This window comes from Dactylosporangium sp. McL0621, from assembly GCF_049995355.1.
Taxonomy (GTDB): Bacteria; Actinomycetota; Actinomycetes; order Mycobacteriales; family Micromonosporaceae; genus Dactylosporangium.
Genome location: NZ_CP188259.1, coordinates 3,901,935 through 3,927,574 on the forward strand (window position 1 = coordinate 3,901,935; position 25,640 = coordinate 3,927,574).

33 protein-coding genes and 2 pseudogenes are annotated in these 25,640 nt (G+C 73.7%); 26 read left to right on the forward strand and 9 right to left on the reverse strand.

The window, feature by feature from the left end; all coding sequences use genetic code 11:
• Window positions 1-107 precede the first annotated feature (107 nt).
• On the reverse strand, window positions 108-698 hold the full coding sequence (locus ACPPVO_RS18485) for a pentapeptide repeat-containing protein (protein ID WP_426512432.1): 591 nt from the start codon (window positions 696-698) through the stop codon (window positions 108-110).
• A gap of 534 nt (window positions 699-1,232) precedes the next feature.
• Between ACPPVO_RS18485 and ACPPVO_RS18490 the strand changes: the two genes are divergently transcribed.
• The 8 genes and pseudogenes from ACPPVO_RS18490 to ACPPVO_RS18525 all read left to right on the forward strand — a co-directional run bounded on the left by ACPPVO_RS18490 (window position 1,233) and on the right by ACPPVO_RS18525 (window position 7,541).
• Window positions 1,233-1,619, forward strand: coding sequence for an MmcQ/YjbR family DNA-binding protein (locus ACPPVO_RS18490; protein ID WP_426512433.1), 387 nt, complete (start codon window positions 1,233-1,235; stop codon window positions 1,617-1,619).
• A 52-nt stretch (window positions 1,620-1,671) separates the two neighbouring features.
• Window positions 1,672-2,181, forward strand: a complete 510-nt coding sequence (locus ACPPVO_RS18495; RefSeq protein WP_426512434.1) for a DUF1360 domain-containing protein — start codon at window positions 1,672-1,674, stop codon at window positions 2,179-2,181.
• A 63-nt stretch (window positions 2,182-2,244) separates the two neighbouring features.
• A complete protein-coding gene (locus ACPPVO_RS18500; RefSeq protein WP_426512435.1) occupies window positions 2,245-2,778 on the forward strand; it encodes a PadR family transcriptional regulator in 534 nt (177 codons plus the stop codon).
• Window positions 2,775-3,478 (forward strand): annotated as a pseudogene (locus tag ACPPVO_RS18505) (ABC transporter ATP-binding protein). Before ACPPVO_RS18500 ends, ACPPVO_RS18505 begins: the two are co-directional and overlap by 4 nt.
• A 201-nt stretch (window positions 3,479-3,679) precedes the next feature.
• Complete coding sequence (locus ACPPVO_RS18510; RefSeq protein ID WP_426512436.1) at window positions 3,680-5,245, forward strand: FtsX-like permease family protein; 1,566 nt, start codon at window positions 3,680-3,682, stop codon at window positions 5,243-5,245.
• A 21-nt stretch (window positions 5,246-5,266) separates the two neighbouring features.
• A complete protein-coding gene (locus tag ACPPVO_RS18515; RefSeq protein WP_426512437.1) occupies window positions 5,267-5,596 on the forward strand; it encodes a hypothetical protein in 330 nt (109 codons plus the stop codon).
• Window positions 5,597-5,646: 50 nt separating this feature from the next.
• The gene (locus ACPPVO_RS18520) at window positions 5,647-5,901 is read left to right on the forward strand and encodes an ArsR/SmtB family transcription factor (protein ID WP_426512438.1); all 255 of its coding nucleotides are present in this window, start codon (window positions 5,647-5,649) and stop codon (window positions 5,899-5,901) included.
• Window positions 5,902-5,984: 83 nt separating this feature from the next.
• Window positions 5,985-7,541 carry a discoidin domain-containing protein gene (locus ACPPVO_RS18525; protein ID WP_426512439.1) on the forward strand — a complete coding sequence of 519 codons (1,557 nt, stop codon included), beginning with the start codon at window positions 5,985-5,987 and terminating at the stop codon, window positions 7,539-7,541.
• On the opposite strand, the gene ACPPVO_RS18530 is transcribed toward ACPPVO_RS18525, so the two are convergent.
• Window positions 7,535-8,050, reverse strand: coding sequence for a GNAT family N-acetyltransferase (locus ACPPVO_RS18530; RefSeq protein ID WP_426512440.1), 516 nt, complete (start codon window positions 8,048-8,050; stop codon window positions 7,535-7,537). The two genes, ACPPVO_RS18525 and ACPPVO_RS18530, sit on opposite strands and share 7 nt — an antisense overlap.
• A 72-nt stretch (window positions 8,051-8,122) precedes the next feature.
• On the opposite strand from ACPPVO_RS18530, the gene ACPPVO_RS18535 reads away from it, so the two are divergent.
• Window positions 8,123-8,953, forward strand: a complete 831-nt coding sequence (locus ACPPVO_RS18535) for a hypothetical protein (protein ID WP_426512441.1) — start codon at window positions 8,123-8,125, stop codon at window positions 8,951-8,953.
• Window positions 8,954-8,962: 9 nt separating this feature from the next.
• Here the strand turns inward: ACPPVO_RS18535 and ACPPVO_RS18540 are convergent, their stop codons facing one another.
• Window positions 8,963-9,907 carry a helix-turn-helix transcriptional regulator gene (locus ACPPVO_RS18540; protein WP_426514649.1) on the reverse strand — a complete coding sequence of 315 codons (945 nt, stop codon included), beginning with the start codon at window positions 9,905-9,907 and terminating at the stop codon, window positions 8,963-8,965.
• A gap of 2 nt (window positions 9,908-9,909) precedes the next feature.
• Window positions 9,910-10,746: an AraC family transcriptional regulator gene (locus tag ACPPVO_RS18545; protein ID WP_426512442.1), complete on the reverse strand. Its 837-nt coding sequence runs from the start codon at window positions 10,744-10,746 to the stop codon at window positions 9,910-9,912.
• Window positions 10,747-11,063: 317 nt separating this feature from the next.
• Between ACPPVO_RS18545 and ACPPVO_RS18550 the strand changes: the two genes are divergently transcribed.
• The 5 genes from ACPPVO_RS18550 to crcB all read left to right on the forward strand — a co-directional run bounded on the left by ACPPVO_RS18550 (window position 11,064) and on the right by crcB (window position 12,968).
• Entirely contained in the window at window positions 11,064-11,411 is a 348-nt protein-coding gene (locus tag ACPPVO_RS18550; protein ID WP_360377194.1) for an STAS domain-containing protein, read from the forward strand.
• A gap of 55 nt (window positions 11,412-11,466) precedes the next feature.
• Window positions 11,467-11,631, forward strand: coding sequence for a hypothetical protein (locus tag ACPPVO_RS18555; protein WP_426512443.1), 165 nt, complete (start codon window positions 11,467-11,469; stop codon window positions 11,629-11,631).
• Window positions 11,632-11,667: 36 nt separating this feature from the next.
• Window positions 11,668-12,054: a HEAT repeat domain-containing protein gene (locus tag ACPPVO_RS18560; RefSeq protein ID WP_426512444.1), complete on the forward strand. Its 387-nt coding sequence runs from the start codon at window positions 11,668-11,670 to the stop codon at window positions 12,052-12,054.
• Between the two features lie 108 nt (window positions 12,055-12,162).
• A complete protein-coding gene (locus ACPPVO_RS18565; RefSeq protein ID WP_426512445.1) occupies window positions 12,163-12,609 on the forward strand; it encodes a fluoride efflux transporter FluC in 447 nt (148 codons plus the stop codon).
• Window positions 12,606-12,968 carry a fluoride efflux transporter CrcB gene (gene crcB, locus ACPPVO_RS18570; protein ID WP_426512446.1) on the forward strand — a complete coding sequence of 121 codons (363 nt, stop codon included), beginning with the start codon at window positions 12,606-12,608 and terminating at the stop codon, window positions 12,966-12,968. Before ACPPVO_RS18565 ends, crcB begins: the two co-directional genes overlap by 4 nt.
• On the opposite strand, the gene ACPPVO_RS18575 is transcribed toward crcB, so the two are convergent.
• Window positions 12,949-13,431 carry a GNAT family N-acetyltransferase gene (locus ACPPVO_RS18575; RefSeq protein ID WP_426512447.1) on the reverse strand — a complete coding sequence of 161 codons (483 nt, stop codon included), beginning with the start codon at window positions 13,429-13,431 and terminating at the stop codon, window positions 12,949-12,951. The two genes, crcB and ACPPVO_RS18575, sit on opposite strands and share 20 nt — an antisense overlap.
• A gap of 64 nt (window positions 13,432-13,495) precedes the next feature.
• On the opposite strand from ACPPVO_RS18575, the gene ACPPVO_RS18580 reads away from it, so the two are divergent.
• The 3 genes from ACPPVO_RS18580 (at window position 13,496) to ACPPVO_RS18590 (ending at window position 15,805) form a co-directional block, all read left to right on the forward strand.
• Complete coding sequence (locus ACPPVO_RS18580) at window positions 13,496-13,840, forward strand: PadR family transcriptional regulator (RefSeq protein WP_426512448.1); 345 nt, start codon at window positions 13,496-13,498, stop codon at window positions 13,838-13,840.
• Window positions 13,837-14,724, forward strand: a complete 888-nt coding sequence (locus tag ACPPVO_RS18585; RefSeq protein ID WP_426512449.1) for an HAAS signaling domain-containing protein — start codon at window positions 13,837-13,839, stop codon at window positions 14,722-14,724. The genes ACPPVO_RS18580 and ACPPVO_RS18585 overlap by 4 nt, the downstream gene beginning before the upstream one ends.
• Before the next feature lie 109 nt (window positions 14,725-14,833).
• Window positions 14,834-15,805 (forward strand): hypothetical protein, encoded by a 972-nt coding sequence (locus ACPPVO_RS18590; RefSeq protein WP_426512450.1) that lies wholly within the window; start codon window positions 14,834-14,836, stop codon window positions 15,803-15,805.
• A gap of 33 nt (window positions 15,806-15,838) precedes the next feature.
• On the opposite strand, the gene ACPPVO_RS18595 is transcribed toward ACPPVO_RS18590, so the two are convergent.
• Complete coding sequence (locus ACPPVO_RS18595; protein ID WP_426512451.1) at window positions 15,839-16,393, reverse strand: hypothetical protein; 555 nt, start codon at window positions 16,391-16,393, stop codon at window positions 15,839-15,841.
• A 36-nt stretch (window positions 16,394-16,429) separates the two neighbouring features.
• On the opposite strand from ACPPVO_RS18595, the gene ACPPVO_RS18600 reads away from it, so the two are divergent.
• The 7 genes and pseudogenes from ACPPVO_RS18600 (at window position 16,430) to ACPPVO_RS18630 (ending at window position 21,813) form a co-directional block, all read left to right on the forward strand.
• Entirely contained in the window at window positions 16,430-16,834 is a 405-nt protein-coding gene (locus tag ACPPVO_RS18600) for a DUF3224 domain-containing protein (RefSeq protein ID WP_426512452.1), read from the forward strand.
• 58 nt (window positions 16,835-16,892) lie between these two features.
• On the forward strand, window positions 16,893-18,341 hold the full coding sequence (gene gltX / locus ACPPVO_RS18605; protein ID WP_426512453.1) for a glutamate--tRNA ligase: 1,449 nt from the start codon (window positions 16,893-16,895) through the stop codon (window positions 18,339-18,341).
• A gap of 80 nt (window positions 18,342-18,421) precedes the next feature.
• Window positions 18,422-19,636 (forward strand): cupin domain-containing protein, encoded by a 1,215-nt coding sequence (locus tag ACPPVO_RS18610; RefSeq protein WP_426512454.1) that lies wholly within the window; start codon window positions 18,422-18,424, stop codon window positions 19,634-19,636.
• Window positions 19,637-19,756: 120 nt separating this feature from the next.
• Window positions 19,757-20,167, forward strand: a pseudogene (locus ACPPVO_RS18615) (MEDS domain-containing protein); the annotation flags it as partial.
• A 145-nt stretch (window positions 20,168-20,312) separates the two neighbouring features.
• Window positions 20,313-20,567: an STAS domain-containing protein gene (locus ACPPVO_RS18620; RefSeq protein WP_426514650.1), complete on the forward strand. Its 255-nt coding sequence runs from the start codon at window positions 20,313-20,315 to the stop codon at window positions 20,565-20,567.
• Entirely contained in the window at window positions 20,564-21,481 is a 918-nt protein-coding gene (locus ACPPVO_RS18625; RefSeq protein WP_426514651.1) for an anti-sigma factor RsbA family regulatory protein, read from the forward strand. The genes ACPPVO_RS18620 and ACPPVO_RS18625 overlap by 4 nt, the downstream gene beginning before the upstream one ends.
• On the forward strand, window positions 21,478-21,813 hold the full coding sequence (locus ACPPVO_RS18630) for a D-Ala-D-Ala carboxypeptidase family metallohydrolase (protein ID WP_426512455.1): 336 nt from the start codon (window positions 21,478-21,480) through the stop codon (window positions 21,811-21,813). The genes ACPPVO_RS18625 and ACPPVO_RS18630 overlap by 4 nt, the downstream gene beginning before the upstream one ends.
• Before the next feature lie 2 nt (window positions 21,814-21,815).
• Here the strand turns inward: ACPPVO_RS18630 and ACPPVO_RS18635 are convergent, their stop codons facing one another.
• Window positions 21,816-22,778, reverse strand: a complete 963-nt coding sequence (locus ACPPVO_RS18635) for an aldo/keto reductase (protein ID WP_426512456.1) — start codon at window positions 22,776-22,778, stop codon at window positions 21,816-21,818.
• Between the two features lie 123 nt (window positions 22,779-22,901).
• Here ACPPVO_RS18635 and ACPPVO_RS18640 point away from each other — a divergent pair, with 123 nt between their 5' ends.
• Window positions 22,902-23,240 (forward strand): hypothetical protein, encoded by a 339-nt coding sequence (locus ACPPVO_RS18640; RefSeq protein ID WP_426512457.1) that lies wholly within the window; start codon window positions 22,902-22,904, stop codon window positions 23,238-23,240.
• 204 nt (window positions 23,241-23,444) lie between these two features.
• Here the strand turns inward: ACPPVO_RS18640 and ACPPVO_RS18645 are convergent, their stop codons facing one another.
• Together ACPPVO_RS18645 and ACPPVO_RS18650 are read right to left on the reverse strand one after the other, a co-directional pair.
• Window positions 23,445-24,131, reverse strand: coding sequence for a glycosyltransferase family 2 protein (locus tag ACPPVO_RS18645; protein ID WP_426512458.1), 687 nt, complete (start codon window positions 24,129-24,131; stop codon window positions 23,445-23,447).
• Between the two features lie 33 nt (window positions 24,132-24,164).
• Window positions 24,165-24,755 carry a YdcF family protein gene (locus tag ACPPVO_RS18650; protein ID WP_426512459.1) on the reverse strand — a complete coding sequence of 197 codons (591 nt, stop codon included), beginning with the start codon at window positions 24,753-24,755 and terminating at the stop codon, window positions 24,165-24,167.
• A 35-nt stretch (window positions 24,756-24,790) separates the two neighbouring features.
• On the opposite strand from ACPPVO_RS18650, the gene ACPPVO_RS18655 reads away from it, so the two are divergent.
• A complete protein-coding gene (locus ACPPVO_RS18655) occupies window positions 24,791-25,636 on the forward strand; it encodes an endonuclease/exonuclease/phosphatase family protein (RefSeq protein ID WP_426512460.1) in 846 nt (281 codons plus the stop codon).
• Window positions 25,637-25,640: the final 4 nt, after the last annotated feature.

Consider the following 25,640-nt stretch of genomic DNA (forward strand, 5'->3'; position numbering starts at 1 on the left):
GTCGCGCTGGCACTCTTCGTTTGCGCTCGCACTGTTCGTTTGCCGCCTGCTCTTTCGTTCGCTAGCAGTGTTCGTTTGCGCAGGCCGTGTTCGTTTGCGCGGGCTCTTTACAGGCGAATCTGGAAGCCGGCGGCGATTGCGATGTCGACGGCCTGTTCGGCGGTGATGATGGCATCGCGCAGTTCGGCCACGCGCGGGTCGAACGCGGTCAGTACGCTGCCGCGCAGGTCGGCGCCGGTAAAATCCGCCTCCGCTACCGTCGCGCCCGCGAAGTCGACGGCGGTGAGGACCGCACCCTGGCCGCGGGCGGCGCTCAGGTCGGCCCGGCGCAGGCGTACGCCGGTGAACTCGGCCAGCGACAGGTCCGCCCGGGCCAGGTTGACCTCGGTCCAGTCGCCGCCGGTGACGACGGTGCCGCTGAAGGAGCACCGGTCGAATGCGCTGCCGGCCAGGCGGCACTCGCTCAGTTGCGCGTCGAAGAAGTTGCATCCGGTGAACGTGCAGTCGAGGAGTGCAACTTCGTGCAGAACCGCGCAGTTGAAACGGACGTTGACGAACTCGCAGTGACGAAACGTGCAGTCGGCGATGTCCGCTTCCGTCAGGTCGGCGCCGTCGAACCGCGCGTCGGCGTGATCGAGGCCGCGCACCGGGCCGGCTGGCCAGTCCAGTTCGAGCTGTCGCTTTCGGGAACGGGTCACTCCGCGAGCCTTGCAGAGCGGGCCGCCGTTCTCCAGGCGAAACCGGCGACCGGCTCCGTCGGGGGCGCCTCCCGTGGTCGGATGGTCGCTATGGGGCTCGCGGCTGATTCGTTCCTGTGAGGCCCGGTGACCGCTCGTTGCCGCGAGGCTCGGCGGCTGGTCCGTTGCCGCGAGGCTCGGTGGCTGGTTCGTTCCTGCGAGGCCCGTGACCGCTCGTTGCCGCGAGGCCCGTGACCGCTCGTTGCCGCGAGGCCCGGTGACCGCTCGTTGCCGCGAGGCTCGGTGGCTGGTTCGTTGCCGCGAGGCCCGTTGTGGTGGGGCTCGTTGTGGTGGGACGCGTTGTGGTGGGGCCCGTTGTGGTGGGGCTCGGTGTGGTGGGGCTTGTGGCTGGTTCGTTGCCGCGCAGAGCGTGATCGGCTCGTCAAGGATTCCGCGGGCCATGTGATCCCTAGCGCGGCTCCTGGTGACACCTGGACAACTGATGGGCCCCGCGTGCCAGTGGTCAGGCCTCTTGGCCGGTACGTTGAGTGCATGGTGACCCTTGACGAGGTGTCGGTGCTCGCGGGGCGGCTGCCCGAGGTGGTCGAGGAGGAGCGCGACGGCAACCGGCGGTGGGCGGTTGGCGGGAAGGTGTTCGCTTGGGAGCGGTCGTTCAGCAAGGCCGACATCAAGCGCTTCGGCGACGAGCGGCCGCCCGTGGGGCCGATCGTTGCGATCAGGGTCGCTGATCTCGGGGAGAAGGAAGCGGTGCTCGCCGAGGAGCGTCCCGGGTTCTTCACGATTCCGCATTTCAACGGGTACGCGGCGGTGCTCGTGGCCCTGCGCGAGGTACAACTGCGGCGTCTTGAGGAATCCCTTGTGGACGGTTGGCTGTCCTGTGCGCCGCGGCGGCTCGTCGAGGGCTATCTCGCCGGGCGCTGACGGCTTGCGCGCGCGGTGTTTCCCGATCGGCGGACCGGGTAGCGGACAGGGCATGGCGGACATCGATTCCCGGACGGCTCGTCGCTACGCGCGCAAGGCGGGCGATGAGCGGCCGCTCAAGGGGTACGCGACGGTGCTCGGGGTTTTCGCGACCGTCGCCGGGGCCGTGGCCGGGGTGGCGCGGCTCACCGGGCGGGAGCTGCCCGAGCGGCCCGCCGTCGGCGACGTGGCCTTGCTCGCCGTGGCTACGCACAAGATCTCGCGGCTGCTCACCAAGGATGCGATCACGAGCCCCATCCGGGCGCCGTTCACCGAGTTCGAGGAGGCGGCGGGGGAGGCCGAGCTCAACGAGAGCCCGCGCGGGCACGGGGCCCGGCACGCCGTCGGTGAACTGGTGACCTGTCCATTCTGCGCCGGCGTCTGGGTTGCCGGAGGGCTGGCGACGGGGCTGGTGTTCGCGCCGCGGCTGACCCGGTTCGGGATGGGGGTCGCGGCCGCGGTTGCCGGGTCGGACTTTTTGCACCTGGCGTACGACGTGGCCAAGAGGAAGGCGTCCGGCTGAGGGAACCCGACCAGCCTCAGAAGGCGTGTTGACACCGCTATTCATTCGATGAATAGTTAGGGCGTGTCCGCGTCTTACGTGTTGCTGGGGCTGCTAGGTGGGGCGCGGCACGGGTACGACCTCAAGCACGCCTATGACCGCACGCTGCCCAAGGCCAAGCCGCTCGGCTTCGGGCAGGTGTACGCCACGCTCGGGCGGCTCGAGCGCGACGGGCTCGTCACCCAGGCCGGGCAGGACCGTGCCGGTGGGCCCGATCGCACCGCGTTCGTCATCACCGACGCCGGCCGGGAAGAGCTGGAGCGCTGGGTCGCCACCGTCGAGCCGCCCGCGCCGCACGTCGGGGCCGCGCTGCTCACGAAGGTGATGGTCGCGCTCATGTGGCCCGACACGCAGCGGGCCGTCGCCTACCTCGCCGCGCAGCGCAAGGCCCACGCCGATCGCCTGCGCGAGCTCACGGCCGTGAAGACCGATCCCGGCGCCGGCTTCGGGGACGTCATCGCGGCCGACTACGCCATCGCCCATCTCGATGCGGACCTGGTCTGGCTGCGCACCACGCTGGCCCGGGTCGCCGAAATGCACCCGGGGGTACCCACATGACCGACATCCTGCAGGCGCGGGCGGTGGTGCGCTCGTACGGGGCGACGCCCGCCCTGCGCGGCGTCACGCTCGGGGTCGCCGAGGGGGAGATCCTGGCCGTGACCGGGGCCAGCGGCTGCGGGAAGTCCACGCTGCTGCACTGTCTCGCCGGGATCATGCGGCCCGACTCGGGCGAGGTGACGTACCGCGGCCACCGCATCGACACGATGAGCGAGGCGGCCCGTTCGCGGCTGCGGCGCACCGAGTTCGGGGTGTTGTTCCAGTTCGGGCAGCTCGTCGCCGACCTGACCGCGGCGCAGAACGTCGCCCTGCCGCTGCTGCTCGCCGGGGCCGGGCGGCGGGAGGCGCGGACCGCGGCGCTCGGGTGGCTCGAGCGGGTCGGGGTGGCCGGGGTGGCCGACAGCCGGCCGGGGGAGATGTCCGGCGGGCAGCAGCAGCGGTGTGCGATGGCACGGGCGCTCGTCACGGAGCCGCGGGTGGTCTTCGCCGACGAGCCGACCGGTGCGCTCGACACGCTCACCGGTGAGCAGGTGCTGGGTCAGCTCGTCCGGGTCGCGCACGAGCAGCACACCACCGTCGTGCTGGTCACGCACGAGGCGGGGTCGCCGGGTACGCCGACCGCGAGATCGTCCTGCGCGACGGTGAGCTCGACGCGAGCGGCCTGGGCATCGCGGTGCCGACCGGACGGCACGGCCGGTGACCGGCACAGAGCCCGGCCGCGAACCGGCCGCGGCGAACGGTGAGGCTGGGACGGCACGGCCGGCGGCTGGGCGGGGAACGGTGAGGCTGGGACGGCACGGCCGGCGGCCGGGACGGCGGCTGGGACGGCACGGGCGGCGGCTGGGACGGCACGGCCGGGACGCGAACCGGCCGCGATCAACGCAGTGGGTAGGACGATGCAGTGGGCAGGACGATGAGGCCGGGCACGCTGCTGCGCCTCGGGCTGGCCGGGTCGCGCACCGACACCGTGCGCGTCGTGCTCACCGCGCTCACCTCCGCCCTCGCCACGCTCGCCGTGCTCACCGCGGCCAACGTCGTGGCCATCGGCCGGTTCTCGTTCCACGGCACCGGCTCCGACGAGTGGGCGAACCAGTACAGCAACGCCCTGCTGCGCGAGCCCGGCCTGCGCCCCGGGACCACGCTGACCCTGCTGCTCATGACGATCCCGGTGTTCGCGCTGGCCGGGCAGTGCACGCGGCTCGGCGCGCCCGAGCGCGACCGCCGCCTCGCCGCCTTCCGGATGGCCGGCGCCACGCCCGCCCAGACCGTCGCGATCTCCAGTGCCGAGACCGGGTTCGCGGCGCTGCTCGGGTCGCTCGCCGGGCTCGGCGTGTTCGCGGCCGGGCACCGCCTGCTGCACCGGCCCGGGCCCGACGGGCTGCTGCCGCTGCCGACCGACGTGTGGCCGGCCGCCTGGTTCGTGTTCGTCGCCGTGGCCGGGATCCCGGTGCTCGCCGCGCTGGCCGCCGCGGTGGTCATGCGCCGGGTGACGGTGAGCCCGTTCGGGGTCGTGCGCCGTGTACGCCGCACGCGCGGGCCGCGGCCCTGGGCGGGCGGGTTCATCCTGGCCGGCGTGCTGCTGCTCGGGCTGGTCGCGTCGTGGGCGAAGCTGCACCGGCACCTGCACATCCCGTACCCGCCGGGCTGGCTCGTCGCGCTGCTGCTGATCGCCGGCGTCGGCTCGGCCGGGCTCGGGGTCGTGCTCGGCACCGGGTGGCTGACCTGGTGGAGCGGCCGGCTGATGGCCCGTTGGGCCCGGCGTCCGTCGACGGTACTCGCATCCGCCCGCCTGGTCGCCGACCCGTGGAGCGGCAGCCGTACCCTCGCGGTCCTGCTGATCTGCGTGCTCTTCGGCGCGGGCGCCGCCGGGATCCGGGCCCAGTTCGCGGCGCAGCAGGACGCGCAGCTCGCCGCCTTCCGGCTCGCGTACCCGGGCGACGACTTCGGCCCGCCCGACCCGTTCTACCTGCGCACCATGGACCTCGTGGACGCGGCCGTGCTCACCGGCATGGTGCTGACCGCGGCCGCGCTGCTCGTGATCGTCGCCGAGGGCATCGTCTCGCGGCGCCGGGAGTACGCCTCGCTCGTCGCCACCGGCGTGCCCCGCGGCACCCTCGGCCGGGCGATCCTGTGGCAGACGCTGCTCCCCGCGATCCCGGCCGTGCTCCTCGCGCTCGTGGTGGGGCTGAGCCTGGCGCGCTCGTTCGGCACCGAGGCGCGCGCCGGCGGTGACGCGGTGCTGAGCTGCAGCGCGGCCGCGGACGTGTGCCGGGGCGGCAATCCCGGGACCGACCCGCAGCACTGGACGCAGACCCGCAGCCCGGAGGTCGTGCGCGCCGTCGCGATCCCGTGGCGCGAGCTCGGCCGCGACGGCGGCGTGGCGCTGCTGTCGGTGCTGGCCACGACCGGTGCCGGCCTGCTCTTCCTGCGCCGCAGCACCGACCTGTCGGAGGTCCGCACTACTTAGCAATTCTGCTAAGCTTCGGCGATGGACCTCACCGTCATCAGCACGTACCGGGTGCGCTCCGACGCCCTCGGCGACTTCCGCGACCTGCTCGGCCGGCACTGGCCGATCCTGCGCGAGCTGGAGCTCGTGACCGCCACCCCGCCGCAGTACTACGCCGGGGCGGCCGGTGACGACGGCGGCGTGCCGGTCGTCGAGATCTTTGAGTGGTCGAGCGAGAGCGCGGCCCAGCAGGCGCACACCCACCCGGCCATCAGCGAGATCTGGGAGCGGATGGCCACCATGTGGGCGCCCGGCGGCGCGGCCCCGGTGCGCACCCATCTCGCGGTACACCCGCTGGCGGTCGCGCACTGAGCGCTGGCGGCCTCAGCCAGGGCGAGCGCGAGCTGGCCGACATCGACGCGGTGTTCCATGCGCTCGCCCACCCGACGCGGCGGCACGTGCTGCAGGTCCTGCACGCCCGCGGCGGCGCGATGACCTCCGGGCAGCTCGCCGGGCGCTTCTCGCACGCCTGGCCGACCGTGACCCGCCACCTGCGCGAGCTGGAGGCGGCCGGCCTGGTCGTGGTCACCGCCGTCGGCCGGGAGCGGCACTACACCCTGGACACCGGGCGCCTCACCGGCGTGACCGGACTGTGGCTGAGCGTGTTCAAAGGCTGACGAGGGGTTGACACGGGTGAGACATTGACGAGGCGAGAGAGCGCTCTCTCGCCTCCGTCGTCACGCATCCGGGAGTCACCGCCATGACGCCTCGCCTGCGCCCGCTCCTGGGCGCTCTCGCACTCGTGCTCGCCGCCGCGCCGGCCTGGGTCCTCGTCCCGCCCGCCCAGGCCGGCGAGGTCGTGCTGTCGCAGAACAAGCCCGTCACCGCCTCCTCGCAGGAGGGCGCCGGCACCCCGGCCGCCGCCGCGGTCGACGGGAACACGGGCACCCGCTGGTCCAGCGCGTTCGCGGCCACCCAGTGGTTCCAGGTCGACCTCGGCGCCGCCGCATCCGTCGGGCGCATCGAGATCACCTGGGAGAACGCGTACGCGAAGGCGTTCACGATCCAGTTCTCGTCGGACGGCAGCGCGTACACCCAGGCCTTCCAGACCACGACGGGCGCCGGCGGCAAGCAGAGCATCGCGGCCACCGGCACCGCGCGGTACGTGCGCATCAACGTCACCACACGGGCGCTGCCGGTCTACGGCTACTCGTTCTGGGAGTTCCAGGTCTTCGGTACCGCCGGCGGCAACCCCGGCCCCACCCGCGCGATCGCCGGCCTGTCCCTGGTCAACGACGCCTCGCACAAGCCGATCCTCGGGCTCAGCCCGCTGACCGACAACGCCGTCGTCGACCTGACCCGGCTGGCCAACCGCAACCTCAGCGTGCGCGCCGACATCGCCGCCGGGGTGAGCCCGGGCAGCGTGGCGTTCACCCTGACCGGCGCGAAGGGCAGCAGCTATACGCGGACCGAGACGCAGGCGCCGTACTTCCTGTGCAACGACTATGTCGACTGCCCGCTGCTGGCCACGCCGGACACGTACACGCTGACCGTGCAGGCCCTCGCCCCCGGCGGGGCGGCCCTCGGCGCGGCCGCCACCGTGCACTTCACCGTGACATCGTCCGCCACCGCGCCGGCCGCGCTCGACGTGCTGTTCGTCGGCAACAGCCTGCTCGGTACCGCGACCGCCGCCTCCGGCGAGGACACCCCGGCCCTGGTCCGGCACCTGGCCATCGCGGCCGGGCGCACCGTGAACGTCACCGAGGTCATCCACTTCGGCAACACCCTGCAGCAGACCTGGGACGGCGGCGAGGTGACGGCGGCCCTGAGCGGCGCGAAGCAGTACGACTACATCGTGCTGCAGGAGTACAGCACGCTGGTCGCCACGAACCCGGCACAGGCCACGAACACGCTGCTCAGCACGTACGCGCCCACGTTCGCCCGGTCCCTGAAGCCCGGCGGCCGCGTGGTGCTGTTCAAGAACTGGGCGCTCGTCGACCCGGCCCCGTTCGCGACCCGGGCCGCGGAGACCGCCGCGATCGACACGAACTACGCCGCCCTGTCGGCGTCGCTGCCCACCCCGAACCTGGTCGCCCCGATCTCCGACGAGTTCGAGACGATCATCGCGGGCAACGGCACGTCGTACCTGATCGTCGCCGACGGCAAGCACCCCAACGACACCGCGATCTACCTCGACGCCGCGACCCTGTACGGCATCCTGTTCCGCGAGTCCCCGCGCGGGCTGACCAACCTGTACCTGACGGCGGCGGTGGCCACGAACATGCGCAACGTCGCGGCGGCGGCGATCGGCTACTGAGCGCCGGCCGGCGGGCTCACGTACACCCAAAGATCCAGCATCGTCTCCTCGTCGAGGGGCAGGTGCAGCTCGCCGACGCGGGACCAGCCCTCGGCCTCGTAGAGGGCGACCGCCGAGGCCAGCGTCTGCCCGACATCCAGCACCGCGCGGCGGCCCAGGGCCGGGGCCTGCGCCGTCGCGTGGCGCAGCAGCGTGCGGCCGAGGCCGGTGCGGCGCGTCGACGGGGCCACGAACAGGCGCGCCAGCAGGGCCAGGCCGTCCAGCGGGAGGCCCGTCCGCGCGGCGGCCAGCTCGAGCGTCGGGTCCGCCGGCGGGGTGTGCAGCGCCACGTGCCCGACGATGCGGCCGTCCTCCTCGGCGACCCACGCGGCCGCCTCGTGCCCGGACTCGAGGAACTCCGGGACCTGCCCGGCCGTGATGTGCAGCGGATAATGGTCCTTCCGGTGTACCTCGAGCAGCAGCTCCAGGCACGCGGCGGCGTCGGACTCGGCCTTCTCGCGAATCAGCACCGCCGCATCGTACGAACCACGGCAGCCGTTCCGCCGAGGTTTTTCTGCTTGCATTGATGCAAATATCTTGGCGTGCGTGTACCCGGTGTCGCGGTGTCCCTGGCGGTAGTCCTGTTCGCGGGCGGATGCGGCGGCTCGTCCGAGCCCCCGGCCGCCACGCCGCCGACGACGGTGCCGGCCGGGCCGCCGCCGACGACCGCGGCCGTCGCGGCGAGCACCGGGCCCGCGGCCGGGCTCGGCGAGCAGATCCTCAAGACGGTGGCGGTCACCGAGCCCGACGTCTCGGGCCGCTTCGGGTACGGCGACAACTCGCCCGACTACGAGCCCGGCAACGCCGGCAACGGGGTGCGGTTCAAGTACTGGGACTGCCAGAAGTCGCCGGCCGACGTGTTCAACAACGTCGTGTTCCGCATCGAGGTCGGCACCAACGGCGACAACGGGTACCTCGACGGGCACGACCAGAACGACCGCAACCCGGTCGAGGGCACCACCCCGACCGGCCAGGGACTCATCCACATCTGGGGTGCCGGGCCCGAGGGCCGCAACCACTACCCGATCGACGTGGTCAGCGAGGGCCGCTGCAAGTTCCAGCTCGACTTCGTCACCCAGGGCGCCGGCGCGGGCGCGGGCACGCGGACGCCGGTGTGGCACAGGGAAGGCCACGGCAACGACAACCTCGACACCCCGTCGCTGAAGACCCCGTGGAACCTCGCGTGGGGGTTCGCCTGCCCCACGCCGCAGCACTTCGCGATCGCCGACGACCAGCTCGGCGGCCGGGACATCGTGTCGAAGAGCGGCACCGCCGAGCGCGGGGTGTTCGAGCAGGGCGGCAGCGCGGGGCCGCGCACCCTCATGGTCGTCACCGCCGACGAGTGCACCTGGACGCTGGCGATCTACGAGTGACGGGCCCGGTCACAGGTCGCGCAGCGTGTCCGATGGGAGCTGGCCGTACACGGCGTGGTAGTGCGCGGTGAACCGGCTGTGACTGGCGAAGCCCCAGCGGGCCGCGACCGCGCCGACGGTCGTCGACGCCGGGTCCCCGTCGAGCAGGTCGCGGTGGGCGCGCTCCAGGCGGGCGCGGCGCAGGTACGCGCCGGGGGTCGTGTCCAGGTGCCGGCGGAACGCGAGCTGCAGCGTGCGGATCGTGACGTGCGAGGCCCCGGCCACGTCGGCCGGGCTGATGTCGCGGTGCGCGTTGTCGTCGATGAACGCGACCGCGCGGCGCAGGGTCGCCGGGTGGGCGTCGCGACGGTCCCCGACCGCCGGGTCGTGGCTCAGGTTGCTCGGGAACGTGGCCAGCGCGGTGGCCAGCAGCAGCCGGGCGGCGTTGCCGGCCAGCAGCGGCTCGCGGGCGGCGGGCGTGTCGGCGATGTTGTCGCGCACGAAGTCGTAGGTGGTGCCCCACAGCCGCATGGCCTGGGCCGAGACCGGGTGGGTGCCGGTGAACCGGAACGGCTCCCCGCCGGGACCGGCGTCGGTGTCGGCGACCAGGGCCAGCAGCGCCGGGTCGATGACCGCGAACTCCAGGTCGACGTCGACGTTTATCGACTGGTACGGCGAGTCCGGGTGCGCGATCATGAAGACGTCGCCGGTCTCGTTGTCGGACTGGCCGGCGCCCCCGCGGTACGAGAAGGAGCCCCGGAGCACGCGGCCCATCGTGACCCGGCGGACCGGGTCGGCGTCCACGTGGAAGCGCATCGAGAACGTGTTGTGGTGCAGCTCGATCGGCCCCACCGTGCGCCGCGCCACCCGCGCCCGGTGCCGCTCACCGGTGACGCTGAAGCGCATCGCGCCGTAGGTCGCCACGAGCATCTGGTGGGCGGCCTCGGCGTCGGTCGTCTCGAACAGCGTCGTCATGCTCACACTCGCAGGGTCCGGCTGGGTGGCTGGCCGTAGACGGCCCGGTAGTCCGCGGCGAAGCGCCCCGGGTTGGCGAAGCCCCAGCGGCGCGCGGTCTCGCGCACCGTGACGCCGTCGCCGGGGGAGGCCGCCCGCAGCTCGCGGTGTACGCGCTCGAGGCGGACGCGGCGCAGGTGCTCCATCGGCGTGAGGCCGAGGTGCCGCCGGAACGCGACCTGCAGCCCCCGCGACCCGACTCCCGCCTCGGCGGCGATCGCGGCGACGGTGAGCGGCCAGTCGGGGTTGGTCTCCATGAACTCGACCGCGCGGCGGACCACCGCCGGGGCGACGCGCCCGTCGGCGGGGGTGCGCGCGGCGGTCATCGTCGTGTTCGGGAAGACGCTGAGCAGGCTCAGCGCGCCGAGGCGCCGCAGCTGCCCGGCGATCAGCGGCGGCAGGTCGACGCCGGGCGCGGTCAGCTGGCGGGACAGGAACATGCCGGTGGCCGACCAGTGCCGCCGCGTCGCCTCCGACACCGGCAACGCCCCCTCGAACCGCAGGTCGGCCGCGGGCAGCCCGGACTCGGCCTCGGCCTGCTCGGCCACGTAGGCCAGCGGGAGGCTCACCGCGCCCATCGTCGAGCGGCCGTACTCGCCGAGGAACGGGTGCCTCATCGGGAACAGCATGCCGTCGTCCGGGCCCAGCGTGAAGTCCCGCCCGCGGACCCGCATGGCCACCTCGCCGCCCTCGACGACGGCCGCCAGCAGGTACCCGGCCGGCTCCGACGCCGCCGCGTAGCCGACCCCGCCGAGCCGCAGCCGCACCCCGCCGAGCTCGCCGTGCTCCCGCGCGCGCATCGACAGGTCCACGTCGGCCGGGTCACCGAACGTGATCCGGCCCGATGGGTGACGATATGGTTCAATGCGTCAGCGATCACGTCCCGGTCGCGGGTGTGAATCTCCATCAAGCCGGGTTCGTCATGGTTCGGCTCCACGGACCACCTCCGATCCCGCCGACGTTACCCGCTCAGCGCGCTGTTGTTTCGAAAACGCACATTCGCTCACGAGCTAAGTGGTGACATTGATCGTTCGCTTCTCGCGGTAGTGCCCCTTCGGAGTTCCCCGAGAGGCTGGAACACACCCGGCGCAACGACGAGACGGGGGCGACGATGGTCATGGACGACGATCGGACCGGCTGGATCACGGTGCGCAACCGCCAAGCGTCACGCACCGTGCTCGTGGTCGCCGGCGGGCGCCTGGAGCGCCTGAACCGCCCCCAGCTGGCCGCCGCCCTGCAGGCCGCGATCGCGGGCGGCCCCGACGCCGTCGAGGTCGACATCGGCCGGGCCACCCTGATCCACCCGGCGATCCTGCGCGCCCTGCTCGACGCCCGTGACCTGGCCGCCGAGCGCGGCTGCGGCTTCCGCGTCCTCGATCCGACAGGCCTGCCCGCCCGAATCCTGGAGGCCACCGGCACCCGCGCGGCCCTGTGCGGCCCGTCCCCGTCCCGCGTGCGCCGCTGACCGGCCCCGGAGGCCCCGCCTACGTCCACTGTGGAGCGGTCCCCGGACGTTTCGCGTGTGTCCGCTTCGCCGCGAGATCGCGGTCTTCATCACGCCGCGGGCGCTGGTCACGGTACGCCCCTACCCGGGCTTCGGTAGGACGGGCGGCTTCCTGACCAGCTGCGTGATCATGCTGGTGCCGGCCGCGCTGCTGCTCTGGTACCTGCGCAAGAACCGCTGACTGTGATCGCGACGCTCAGGCGGCATGATGGCCGCCATGGACGACGTGCAGCGGCGGCTCGAGGCGTTCCGGACCGCGCCGGAGGGCAGCTACCTGGAGGAGTACCTCGGCGACCCACGCGTGGTGCCGTTCCTCGTCGCGCTGGTGGCCGACCCGGACGCGTACGACCTGGCGCGCATCGAGGCGATGACGGTGCTGCGACTGTGGCCGCCCGCCGACCCCGCCGCGGCCGGGCGGGCGCTCGCCGCGGCCCTGCGCGACGACGAGGACGAGGTCGTCCGGCAGCACGCGGCCATGGCCCTGGAGTCGTACGCCGGCGACGCCGAGGTCCGCGCGGTCCTCGCCGCCGCGGCCGAGGGGGACGACGACGAGAACGTGCGGTTCAACGCCCGGGCGGCGCTCGGCCGGCCTGCGCTAGAGTGAGCGCACGGCGGTGGGGCCCGCCGATCCCGGGACGCCCGGGATGAACCGCGACGACGCCAACGGTCCCTGCCAGTGGAGCTGCGCCACGCCCTGGTAGGGAGGAGCACCGTGGACCCCGATGTCGATCTCCACGTGCCGGCCCAGCGGGCCGAGCTGCGGCCGAGCCCGTGGCCGGTGCTGGGCGCGATCTCGGCCGGCGGCGTGTGCGGCGCCCTCGCCCGCTACGGCGTCGCGCAGGCCTGGCCGCACGCCCGCGGCGGATTCCCGTGGTCGACGCTGGTCGTCAACGTCACCGGCTGCCTGCTGATCGGCGTGCTGATGGTCATCGTCACGGAGGTGGCCACCGAGCGCCGCCTGCTGCGCCCGTTCGCCGGGGTCGGAGTGCTCGGGGGGTACACCACCTTCTCGACCTATGCCGTGGACATCCATCAGACCGCGTCGGCCGGCTCGCCCTGGGCGGCGCTGGGCTATCTGGCCGCGACCCTCGTCGGCGCCGTCCTGGCGGTGTGGGCCGGCACCGCGCTGGCCGAGGCCGTCGTGCGGCGGGCGCGGTGACCATCCTGCTGATCGCGCTCGGGGCCGCGGTCGGGGCGCCGATGCGGTACCTCACCGACCGCTTCGTGCAGGCCCGCCACGACTCAGCGTTCCCGTGGGGCACGCTCACCGTCAACGTGTTCGGGTCGATGCTGCTGGGCCTGATCCTGGGCCTGCCTGCGAGCCCGGCCGTCACGGCGCTGCTCGGCACCGGCTTCTGCGGCGCCCTGACGACGTACTCCACGTTCAGCTACGAGACGCTGCGGCTGGCCCGGACCGGGGCCCGGTTCTACGCGGCGATGAACGTGCTCGCCTCGGTCGTGGCCGGCCTGGGCGCCGCCGCCGTGGGGCTGATGCTGGCTACCGCTCTCGCCGCATGAGGTACTCGGTGATCGACGGATCGGGCGGGTAGGGCTGCGACTCCCCGGTCCGTCGGAAGCCGTGGCGCGTGTAGAGGCCCTCCGCGGCCGCGTTCGCGCCGACGACCCAGAGGTCGAGGGCCTTGAGATCCCGCTCCTGTACCCACGCGAGCGCCTCGGCCACGAGCCGGTCCCCGACCCCGCGCCCCCGCCACGACGGGTGGACCCACATGCCGAAGAGCTCACCGGCGCCGTCGCGGTCCTCGGGCACCCACACGCCGGCGGTCCCGGCGACGCTCTGCTCCTCGCGGGCCACGGCCTTCAGCCCCTTGGCCGGCTTCAGCCACTCGCGCCAGCGCGACTCGCCGTAGGCCTGCTCGCGCTCGAGCGTCGAGGAGAACGCCTCCGGCGAGTCGGCGAGGGCGGCGAGCCGGACGTCGCGCCAGAGTTCCCAGTCGTCCGGTCCGAGTCGTTGTACGTCCACAGCGTCATCGTCGCAGGCCCGACAATCGTGTTTTTGCTGTGCGCCACATGGTACTGTGTGGCACATGGTAAACCCGGCCGTCCACGACAAGCTCGAGCAGGAGCTGCGCCGGGGCGTCCTCGTGCTCGCCGTGCTCTCCCAGCTGCGCTCGCTGCGCTACGGGTACGAGCTGCGGCAGTCGCTGCTCGACCAGGGCCTGCCGATCGAGGAGGGCACGCTCTACCCGCTGCTGCGCCGGCTCGAGGCGCAGGGCGTGCTGAGCAGCGAGTGGCAGACCGCGGAGGGCAAGCCGCGGCGGTACTACCGGCTCAGTGCCGAGGGCCTGGCGCTGTACGAGCGGCTCACCTCGACCTGGCGCGGGCTCAACGAAGCGATGGGGCAACTGCTGGAGACTGGAGCGGCGCCATGACCACCGAAGACCTGATCGAGCGCTACGTCGCGGACGTGGTCGTGCTCCTGCCGCGCCGGCAGCGCCACGACGTCGCCCGTGAGCTGCGCGACCTGCTGGCCGAGGAGGCCGCCGGCGCGGACGACGTCACGGAGCTGCTGCGGCGCTTCGGCCACCCGGCGGACGTGGCGGCGCGCTACGGCACGCCGGTCGCCCTCATCGACCCGGTGGACACCCGCCGGTTCCTGACCCTGGCCGCGGGCGGCGCCGCCGTCATCCAGCTCGGCGCGTTCCTGGGCGAGCTCATCAAGCCTGTGCGTGACTTCCGCGCCGCGTCCGACGCCGCCTGGCCCGTCGTCTTCGCCTGGCTGGGCCTGCTCTTCGCGGGCTTCGCGGCCGCGGCCTGGTTGCGCCGCCGCCGCCCCGCCCAGTGGCGTCCGCGCCCGCTGCCGACCGACCGCGTGAACCGCCCGGCCCGCCTGGCCGGCGTGGCCTTCTTCGCGCTCGGCACCCTGATCCTGCTCGACCCGCCGGCCGCACTCCGCCTGGCGACGGGCGGGCGCGCGGCCCCGGCGGCGTACGACGCGCTCGCCTATGACGGGGCGTTTCTGCGGTACCGCGGCCCGATCGTCCTGGCCCTGATGCTCGCGGGCGTCGCGATCCAGGTCGTGCTCGCGCTCCTGGGTCGCTGGCGCACACCGCTGGCGACCGCCGACCTCGCCTACAACCTGGTGCTGTGCGCGGTCCTGACGTGGGTGATCGGCGCCGGCCCGGTCTTCGCCGCGACCCCGGCGGACGAGACCGCGAAGTCCTTCGCCGCGCTCATCATCCTGGCGACGCTGATCGACGTGGCGGTGCGAACCCGCCGCCGCAGCGTGGCCCACGCCATGCACCACAACGCCTGAAACGTGCCCGAACGGCGCGGCCTGGGGAGCGCCGCCGTTCGGGTGGCATCGACAAGCTCGTGTCAACCGTCGTTGACAGCCTCGCCACTTGTCAACTAGGGTTGACGGTATGGGGATTCGGGGAATCAACTACGACGTCGGGACGGTGACCGGGCCGTTCCACTCGCGGCCCGTGTTCGATGACGGGGAGACGCGGCGCGACCTCGCGGTCATTCGCGATGAGCTGCACTGCGACGCGGTCCGGGTCTCCGGCACCGATCGGGACCGGCTCCTGGCCGCCACGGAGATGGCGCTCGAGCTCGGCCTCGAGGTCTGGCTCTCGCCGCACCTGCACGACGCCGACGGTGCCGGGACGCTCGCCAACGCCCGGGCCCTCGCGGCCGCCGCGCAGGAGCTCGACCCCGGGCGGATCGTGTTCCTCGCCGGGTGCGAGCTGACGCTGTTCATGCGCGGCATCCTCAAGGGTGACACGCTTTTCGAGCGGCTGCGGCCTCAGCAGATGCTGCGCATGCGGCTCCTCGGGGCGCACAACCGGCCGCTGAACGCGTTCCTGGGCCGGCTTTCGCGCGAGGTTCGCGACGTGTTCGGCGGGCGGGTCTCGTACGCCTCCGCGCCCATCGAGCGCGTCGACTGGGCGCCGTTCGACGTCGTGTGCGTCGACACCTATCGGGGGAGGCGGAACCGTACCGACTTCGGGGAGCGGTTCCGGCGGCACCTCGCGCACGGGAAGCCGGTCGTGGCGACCGAGGTGGGCTGCTGCACGTACCGCGGCGCCGAGCTGAAGGGCGGGCTCGCCTGGGCCATCGTCGACCGCGACGACCGCGACCGGCTCGCCGGGGCGTTCGTGCGCGACGAGGAGCTGCAGGCGGCCGAGGTCATGGACCTGCTGCGCATCCTCGACGCGGAGGGGGCCGCGGGCGCGTTCGTGTTCACGTTCGGCGCGCCCGCGCTGCCGCACCGCGCGGACCCGGCGCGCGACCTCGACATGGCCTCGTACGCCGTGGTGCGCACCTACGACGACGGGCACTGGGAGCCCAAGCGCCTGTTCCACGCCCTGGCCGCCCGCAACGCCCCGGCGTGACCGGTGCTTGCGTTCGCCGTCGAGTGCGCGCGGTCAGCCGGACGGCTCCAGGGCCGGGTCGAGCACGCCGGCCGGGTTCCAGGTCGCGTCCTCGCCGTTGGTGCCCGCGGCGGCCAGGAACGCGGCCTCGACCGGGCGCAGGTGGTCCAGGACGGCGGAGAGCCGGTACCGGTCGGTGAAGCGCGCCCCGTCCGGGCCGGCGAGCAGGACGGCGATGGGCTCGTCGCCGCCGAGGGGGAGGTCGGGGTACAGGCTGCCGCCCCAGAACAGGATCGCCGACTCGGCCTCGGCGCGCCGGCCGGCCGCGGCGAGCAGCAGCAGCTCGGTCTGGGTGGCGTCCCAGTCCTCGTGGTAGTCGTACAGGTACAGCTCCAGCATCCCCTCGCGGTGGCGGGCCAGCGTGAAACCGTCGGCGGCGCGGGCGGCCAGCCGTTGCCGCGCGGTCGCCGGCGCGGCGGGCGGGGCCCAGCCGCCGGGGGTGGCGCCGCCGATCGCCTCGGGGCCCGGGGCCGGCTCGTCCAGCCACGTCTCGAACGCCTCGCGTGACATCGGCATCCGGGCCGCCAGCATGTACGAACGTCCGCTCACCCGGACGATCCTAGGGTGCGGCGATAGGCTCCGGGCATGCGAGCCGATGGCACCTTCACCGTGAAGAGCTTCGTCCCCACGTCCGTCACGCCCGAGCCGGAGATCGAGACGGCGCTGCCGGTCGGGATCGCGCGGATGGAGAAGGCGTTCGCGGGCGAGATCGAGGGCCGCGCGGCCACGCTGTTCACCGCCGCGTTCGACCAGGCGTCCGGCGCCGGGACGTACGTGGCGATGGAGTCCTTCGAGGGCTCGGTCGGCGGCCGCCGCGGCGCGTTCAACTTCGTGCACAGCGCCTCGACGAGCGGCAGCGACCGCACCGGGGAGTACTTCACCATCGTCGCCGCGAGCGGCACCGGCGAGCTGGCCGGCATCACCGGCACCGGGGGCCTGGGGGTCGACGACGACGGCACCCACCGCATCTGGTTCGAGTACGACCTCTGAACCAGCTTGACGCCGTCCTGCAGTCAGGCAAGAACCGCGCGTAGGCTAAATTCGGTAAGTGAGCACTTCCGAGGCCCCCGTACGCACCCGCATCGCCCCGTCGCCGACCGGCGACCCGCACGTCGGGACCGCGTACGTCGCCCTGTTCAACCTGGCGTTCGCGCGCAAGCACGGCGGTGAGTTCATCCTCCGCATCGAGGACACCGACCGCACGCGTTACGTGGAGGGCAGCGAGGAGCAGGTCTTCGACACCCTGCACTGGCTCGGCCTCACCTGGGACGAGGGGCCGGACGTGGGCGGGCCCGCGAAGCAGTACCGGCAGAGCGAGCGGCTGCCAGTCTACCGCGAGGTCGCCGAGCGCCTGCTCGCCGACGGGCACGCCTACCTGTGCTGGTGCTCCTCGGAGCGGCTCACCCAGATGCGCACGCGCCAGCAGCAGCTGAAGATCCCCACCGGGTACGACCGGATGTGCTACGGCAAGACCCGCGAGGAGCGCGCCGAGCTGCCCGGCTTCACCGAGGTGCCGGTCATCCGCATGCTCGTGCCCCGCGAAGCCAAGATCTCGTTCGCGGACCTGATCCGCGGCAAGATCACCCCGCCCGAGCCGGACGACCAGGTCATCCTGAAGGCCGACGGCTTCCCGACGTACCACCTCGCCGTCGTCGTGGACGACAACGCGATGGGCGTGACCCACGTGATCCGCGGCGAGGAGTGGATCAGCTCGACCGCCAAGCACCTGCTGCTGTACGGCTGGCTCGGCTGGACCCCGCCCACCTACGCGCACATGCCGCTGCTGCGCAACATCGACCGCTCGAAGATCAGCAAGCGCAAGAACCCCGCGGCGCGGCTGAAGTGGTTCCAGGAGGAGGGGTACCTGCCCGAGGCCCTCCTCAACTTCCTGGCGCTCATGGGCTACTCGATGCCCGACGGGCAGGAGGTCTTCACGTTCGACGAGATGGTCGAGTCGTTCGACTTCGCCCGCGTCAACCCGGTCGGCCCGGTCTTCGACATCGACAAGCTGAACTGGCTCAACGGGCACTACCTGCGCACCCTCGACGACGAGGCCTACCTGCGCGTCGCCGCGCCGTTCCTGCCCGAGGGCCTGGATCCCGAGGACATCCGCCCGCTCGTGGTACCGCTGCGGGAGCGCACCAAGAAGCTCGCCGAGCTGCCCGAGCAGCTGGACTGGCTCGCCGCCGACACCGTCGCCGTCCAGGCCGCCGACCTGGCCAAGCACGGGCTGCCGGCCGGCGACGCCCGCGCGATCCTGGAGACGTTCGCGAAGAACCTCGAGGTGCTCGACCCGTTCGACAAGGAGCAGATCACCGCCACCCTCGACCGGGTCGTGGCCGAGTCCGGCCTCAACCGCCGCCGCTCGTTCATGACCGCCCGGCTCGCGCTGGTCGGCAAGCCGGTCTCGCCGCCGCTGGACGACACCATGGTCGCCCTCGGTGCCGCGCGCACCGCGGGCCGCCTGCGCCGGGCGGCCGCGTCGATCGAGGGCTGAGCGCGAATCCGGTTGGGACGTCCGGACGTGGGTACCCCCCAGGTCACCCCGTCCGGATGAGTCCAGGAGGAGAGCCGCGGATGGCGATCGACGAAAGCCGCAAGGGCCTGCCGCGGTGCGTCTCGGTGGCGAGGCGGGAGTTCGCCGAGCGGTACTGGGACCGGGCCCCGCTGCTCTCGCCCGGCCTGAGCGACTACCTCGACCTGCTGACCCTCGACGGCGTCGACGAGCTGCTCGGCGGCCGGGCGCTGCGCACCCCGTTCGTGCGGATGGCCAAGGACGGGCACGTCATCCCGGCCGCCCGCTACACCGGCGGGGGCGGCGCCGGCGCCGAGATCGGCGACCAGGTGCACGACGAGAAGGTCCTCGCGCTGCTCGCCGACGGGGCCACCCTGGTGCTGCAGGGCCTGCACCGCATGTCGCCGCCGCTGGTGGCGTTCGCGGCCACCCTGCGCCAGGAGCTGGGCACGCCGGTGCAGATCAACGCCTACCTCACGCCGCCGCAGAGCCGCGGCTTCGACCCGCACTACGACACCCACGGCGTGTTCGTGCTGCAGGTCAGCGGCCGCAAGCGGTGGCTCGTGCACGAGCCCGTGCTCGAGACGCCGGTGCCGCGCCAGGCGTGGGGCGGCGTCGCCGACGAGGTGGCCGCGGCCGCCGGGGCGCGCCCGGCGATCGACGCGGTCCTGACCCCCGGCGACGCCCTCTACCTGCCCCGCGGCTGGGTGCACGCGGCCACCACCGATGGGGAGTGGTCCCTGCACCTCACCGTCGGGCTGCACGCCCCGACCCGGCTCACGCTCGTCGACGCCCTCGCCGCCATGGCCGCGTCCGAGCCGGCGCTGCGGGCCGGGCTGCCGCTGGGGCTCGACCCCGCCGACCCCAAGGCCGTCGCGCCGGTGCTCGCCGACACGGTCGCGGCCCTGCACGCGTGGCTCGACTCGCTCACGCCGGAGGACGTCGCCGCGCAGCTGCGCGGGCCGGCCTGGACGGCCGCCCGCCCCTCGCCGCTGCGCCCGATCGCCCAGGCCGCGGCCCTGCCCGGCCTCGGCGCCGACGTGCTTGTCGCGGCCCGGCCCGGGCTGCCGTTCCGGCTCGACGATCCCTCGGGCGGGCTGGTCGCGGTACACCTGCCGGACCGCACCCTGACGCTGCCCGACTCCTGTGCCGCCGCTCTTCGCACCGCCCTGGACGGCCGCCCGCACCGCCTGGGCGACCTGCCCGGCCTCGACGACGCCGACCGGATCGTGCTGACCCGGCGCCTGCTGCGTGAGGCCGCGCTCGTGCTGGCCTAAACCACGGCGCCGCCGTGCTCGGACCGGCGTGAATCACGACGCCGCCGCGCTCGGACCGACCGTCCGCAGCCGTCGATGCCCCGTTCCCACCTGGCGGTCTGAGGCCGGTACCCTGGGCGCATGAGGGCGCGCGCCGCGACCGCTGCCGATCTGGCCCCCGGCGACCACGTGTGCTGGCGTTACGGCGACGACGAGGACCACCTCGACGCGCTGGCCGGTTACGTCGCCGGCGGCCTGCGGTCCAACCACAAGATCGTGCACTACCGGGGCGGGGCCGCCGAGGCGGACATCCCGGGCGCCGCCGAGGCCCGCCGCCGCGGCCAGTTCACGTCCGAGCCCGTCGACGTCACGCGCCCGTTCGACGCGGACGCGTGGATCGCGATGCTCGCCGGCGTGATCGCCGAGGCCCGCCGGGAGGGCTACGACGGCGTCCGTTTCGCCGGCGACATGGTGTGGTCGCTCGGGCGTCTGGCGGACGAGCAGCTGGTCGGGTACGAACGGCAGATCAACGCTCTTTACGCCGGCTCCGGCGCGGCCGGCCTGTGCCTCTACGACACCCGCCGCTTCGAGCCCGCCCTGCTCGCCGAGCTCGGGCGGGCACCCGGACACGGCCGCCGCGGACGGCGACGGCGACCGCCCCGTCGCCCGCGTCGCCCGGACCGACGCGCCGCTCGGCGTGCGGCTCACCGGCGAGCTCGACGCCTCCAACGGCGGCTGCCTCGAGCCCATGCTGGCCGATCTGATACCGCGGGCCAACGGCCACCCGCTGGTCGTCGACGTCAGCGAGCTGCGCTTCGCGGACCTGACCACGGTGACCGCCCTGCTGCGCACGTCCCGGACCGTGCCCGGCGGCCTGTGCATCGTCGGCGCGGAGCCGACGTTCCAGCGGGTCGTGCGCCTGTGCGGCCCGGCCCCGGTGGTGTTCGGATGACCGGCACGCTCTTCACGCACACCGCGCTGCTGTACGCGTCCGCGGCCGAGTACCTCGAAGCGGCCGTCGCCTACGTGCGCGCCGCCCGCGACGAGGACCGGCCCGTGCTCGTGGCCGTGCCCGGCGCCCAGCTCGAGCGCATCCGGGCCAGGCTCGGCGACGAGGCCGCCGCCGTGACGTTCTGGGACGCCGAGGCGACCTCGCGCAACCCGGGCCGGATCATCCCGGCGCTGCTGGAGTACTGCGCCCGCCACGCCGGCCGCCGCCCCGCCCTGCTCGGCCAGCCGATGTGGGTGGGGCGCACCGGCGCCGAGCGCTCCGCCGTGGCCGTGCACGAGGCCCTGGTGAACCTGGCCTTCACGGGCGTGGACGCGACCGCGCTGTGCCCGTACGACACCGCCGGGCTGCACCCGTCCGACGTCGACACGGCCCGGCGCACCCACCCTCGCCTGGCCGGGGCCGCGGGCGTCACGGACAGCGCCGACTACGCCCCCGCCGCGGCCCTCGCCGAGCACAGCCGGGCGCTGGCCGCCCCGGCGCACGCCACCGCGCTGCGGTACGACTCGATCGCCGCCGTGCGGGTGCTGCGCCGCGCCGTCGCCGGGCACGCCACGGCGGCCGGGCTGTCCGGCGAGCGCGTCTCCGACCTCGAGTTCGTGGTCACGGAGCTGGCCACGAACACCATCCGGCACGCCGGTGGCGGCGGGATGTTGCATCTGTGGTCCGACGATGGCGCGCTCGTGGTGCAGGTCAGCGACCAGGGGTTCCTGGGCGACCCCCTCGCCGGGCGCCGGCCGGTCGCGCCGACGGGTGAGCGCGGCCGGGGACTACTGCTGACCCACCAGATGTGCGACCTCGTGGAGCTGTCGACCGGCCCCGCGGGCACGGCGATCCGGGTGCGCATGGGGCGTTGAGGAAGCTGCAGGCCCTGCGGCACGCGCTCGGCGACGCGCCGATCACGGTCACGAGCGGTTTCCGCAGTACCTCGTGCAACAGCGCGGTCGGCGGCGCCTCCAGCAGCCGCCACCTCTACGGCGACGCCGCGGACCTGGTCTCGGGCTCCCGGACGCTGTGCCAGCTCGCCCAGGAGGCCCGCAACCACGGCTTCGCCGGCATCCTCGGCCCCGGCTACCCCGACCACAACGACCACACGCACGTCGACGGCCGCCCGAGCCGGTTCTGGTCGGCCCCGAACTGCGGCGTGGCTAGCCTGGACGGCGGCCTCGACCCGCTCGGGGACAACTAGTACTAGACCCAGGTGGGGGTGCGGCCGCCCGCGTACCGGGCGCCGAAGCCACCCGTCGGGAGGATCTCGTCGATCGTGGCGAGGTCCTCCGGGCTCAGCTCCAGGCCGGCGGCGGTCGTGTTCTCCTCGACCCGGGCCAGGCTGCGGGTGCCCGGAATCGGCACGACCTGCTCGCCGCGGGTCAGCAGCCAGGCCAGGGCCAGCTGGGAGACCGTCGCGCCCTTGCCCTTCGCGAGCTCGGTGAGGCGCCGCACCGCCGCCAGGTTGCGCTCGTAGTTGCCCGGCTGCCAGCGCGGGTCCGTCCGGCGCATGTCGCTCGCGTCGTACTCGTCCGCCGGCTTCGCGCTGCCGGTGAGGAACCCGCGGCCCAGCGGCGAGTAGGCGACGAAGCCGATGCCGAGCTCGTCCAGCGTCGGGAACAGCTGCTCGGCGTCGCGCTCGAAGAGGGAGTACTCGGTCTGCAGTACCGACACCGGCAGCACCGCGTGCGCCCGGCGGATCGTCTGCGCGCCGGCTTCGCTCAGCCCGAAGTACTTGACCTTGCCCGCGTCGACGAACTCCCTGACCGTCCCGGCCACGTCCTCGATCGGCACGTTCGGGTCGACCCGGTGCTGGTACAGGACGTCGATCTGATCCACGCCGAGGTACCGCAGGCTGTTGTCGACGACCTCGCGGATGTGCTCCGGGCGGCTGTCGTAGCCGAAGTCGCGGGTGAAGCCGAACTTGGTCGCGATCACGATCTCGTCGCGGAAGTCCTTGACCGCGCGGCCGACGGTCTTCTCGTTCTCGCCCCAGCCGTACAGCTCGGCGGTGTCGAAGAACGTCACGCCGAGCTCGTGGGCGCGCCGGATGGTGGCGATGCCCTCCTGCTCGTCGCCCGGTCCGTAGGCGAGGTGGATGCCCATCGCGCCGTACCCGATCTCGGAGACGGTCAGCCCCTGCCGCCCTAGGGTGCGCTGTCGCATGTTCGTGCCTCTTCTCGCGTTGGTGCCAACGAGGACGCCGTCCTCGGCGACGCCGCCGCGGCCGGGCACCTGGTCGCCGCGACCCTGGCCGCCCGGCCGGCCGGGGAGTCCCCGTGGCGGGCGATGCGCGCGGCCCTGCAGCCGATCGCGGAGCTGTCCGACACCAACGCGGAGCGCACGCTGCGGGTCATGCGGGTGGTGAACGGCTCCGCCTCGCTGCGTGCCCGGCACCTGGAGAAGCACCTGATGTGGTCGCGGATCCTGACGCCGATCATGCGGGAGCGGCTCGGCCCCGGTCCGGGCGGCGACGTGCCCGCGCAGGCCCTCGTGTTCGCCGCGCTGTCGTGCCTGGATGTGGCGTATGCGGGGTGGATCGCGGACGGGGGAACGGGCCGGTTCGCCGACGTGCTGGACCTGGCGTTCGCGAGCGTCGGCGCCGGACAGCCCGGCGAGGCGGTCTAGCCTTCGCGGGCGTCGGCGCCGGACAGCCCGGCGAGGCGGTCTAGGTCCTGTCCTGCCGATCATGCCGAGCCGAGACGAGGTCCAGATTTCGCCTGCGTGTGCCCCGCGGAGGCCTGGCAACCGGTGTTGTAAGCCGGCCTTCGCGGGGTGCGCGCAGGGGGAATCTGGGCCCGGCGCAGGCCGGCATGATCGGCAGGACAGGACCTAGCCTTCGCGGGCGTCGGACCCGAACAGGCCGGCCAGTAGCGGGCGGTACACCCGGGCCGAGTCTCCCAGCGGGGCGAAGTGTGACGCGGCGTTGCCGTCCAGGTACGTCGTGGCCACCCCGACCTCGTCGAACGGGTGGCCGGCGCGGACCGCGGCGAGCAGTACGTGCATCTCGTAGTCGAAGCCCTCGCCGGGGATGCCGCTGAGCCACGGCAGCAGATCGGCCGGGTACGCGCGCAGGCCCGTCTGGGTGTCGTGGAGGCGCCGGCCGGTCGCGGCGCGGAACAGGGCCGCCGTGAACCCGTTGCCGATGCGGCTGCGCAGCGGCGTGCCGGCGCCGAACGTCCGCACGCCGAGCGTGATCCGGCCGGTGACCTCGGTGTGCCGGGCGACGCGCAGGATGTCCTCGGCGCGGTGCTGGCCGTCGGCGTCGGCGCACACCACGCCGCGGCCCGGCCACGCCTCCGCGATGTGCGCGAGGCCGGTCTTGAGCGCGGCGCCCTTGCCGCGGTTGGCCGGGTGGTGCAGCACGGTCGCGCCGAGCGCGCGGGCCGCGTCCAGCACCGCGGCCGCCTCGGGGCCGCTGCCGTCGTCGACCACGACCGCCGGGTCGACGTCGCCCAGGGCGGTGATGAGCTCGGGGAGGTGGAAGCCCGGGCGGTACGCCGGCAGCAGCACGATCATCCCTCGTCGATACCCCGGCGGGGGAGAGATCACTCAGCGCCCGGTGCGGCGCAGCAGGGCGGTGGCCAGGCGCTCGCGGCGGCGCAGGGCCGCGGAGCCGCTCGCGCCGAGGAAGCACAGCCGCGACCCGGCCCGCAGCAGCCGCTCCGACTGCCACGGCCCGGCCGCGGGGATGTCCAGCAGCGCCGGGCCGTGCAGCCGCAGGATCTTGCCCGCCAGGTACCGCACCCGCGGCAGGTGCCACGCGTGGGAGACGAGCCCGAGCGGCGCCGCGGCGCTGTAGGGGCCGCCGACCAGCCCGTCCTCGACGAGGTTGAGCAGGTTCTCCAGCGTGCTGCGGGAGCGCGTCTCGGCGTACAACCGGCAGAAACGGCCCAGGCCCGCCTCCTCGGCGGCGCGCAGCATCAGGTCGCCCTCGCGGCGGCCCGCGGGCGGCTCCGGCGCGCCCTCGGACACGCCGGCCCACCCGCCCGTGAACACGATCCGGGCGGGCGCGCCGGCCCGGGCCACGTGCTCGGCGGCGGCGCCCACGCGGGCGAGGCTGTCGGCGGTGAGCGCCCACCCACCGCCGGCCGCGACGACCCCGCGACCGAAGACCAGCAGCGTGGCGGCGGACGAGGGCATGACGCGACCGTAACCCGGTCGATATGCTGCCCGGCATGAGGGGGCGCGTTCTGCGACGCGTGGCGGCCCTGCTCGCCTGCGTCGCGGCCGGCGTGCTGGGCGCCGCGCCCGCGCCCGGGGAGGCGTCCCGGCCCCCGCTGCGGGTGCTGCAGCTCAACCTGTGCCACAGCGGGTTCGCGTCGTGCTACACGAGCCGGGTGATCGACGTCGCCGCGGCGGTCATGCGCGCCCACCGCCCCGACGTGGTCACGCTCAACGAGATCTGCGCCGGGGACGTCGAGGCGCTGGGCGCGGTGCTCGCGTGGGTGTTCCCGGGCGACACGATCGTGCGCGCGTTCGAGCCGGCGGGGGACCGGCGCACCGGCGGGCCGTTCGCGTGCGTGAACGGGGAGGAGTACGGCATCGGGCTCCTCGCCCGCATCGCCGGCCCGCGCCGCGCGACAGTGGTCGACGGCGGGCTGTACCCGGACCAGGACACCAACGACCCCGAGGAGCGCGCCTGGGTCTGCGTGCACGCGCGCGGGGCGTACCAGGCGTGCACGACGCACCTGGCCAACACCGTGCCCGCGGTGGCGTTCGCGCAGTGCCGGTACCTCTTCGGCAGCGCGATCCCGGCCCTGCACGCGAGCGCCGGGTACGAGCCCACCGTCACCGCCGGCGACTTCAACCTGCCGGACCGCGCCCAGGGCTGCGTGCCCGGCGACGCGTACGTCCGCGCCGACGACGGCTCGGTGCAGTACGTGATCGCCACCGCCGACCACGTGCTGACCGCCACCACGCCGCTGGACCTGCAGCAGGCGACCGACCACCCCGGGCTGCTCGTGTCGCTCGCCCTCTGTTCGGCCGCGGTCCGCGCTGCGGTGGCCCGATCTTGCACGTAGGCTG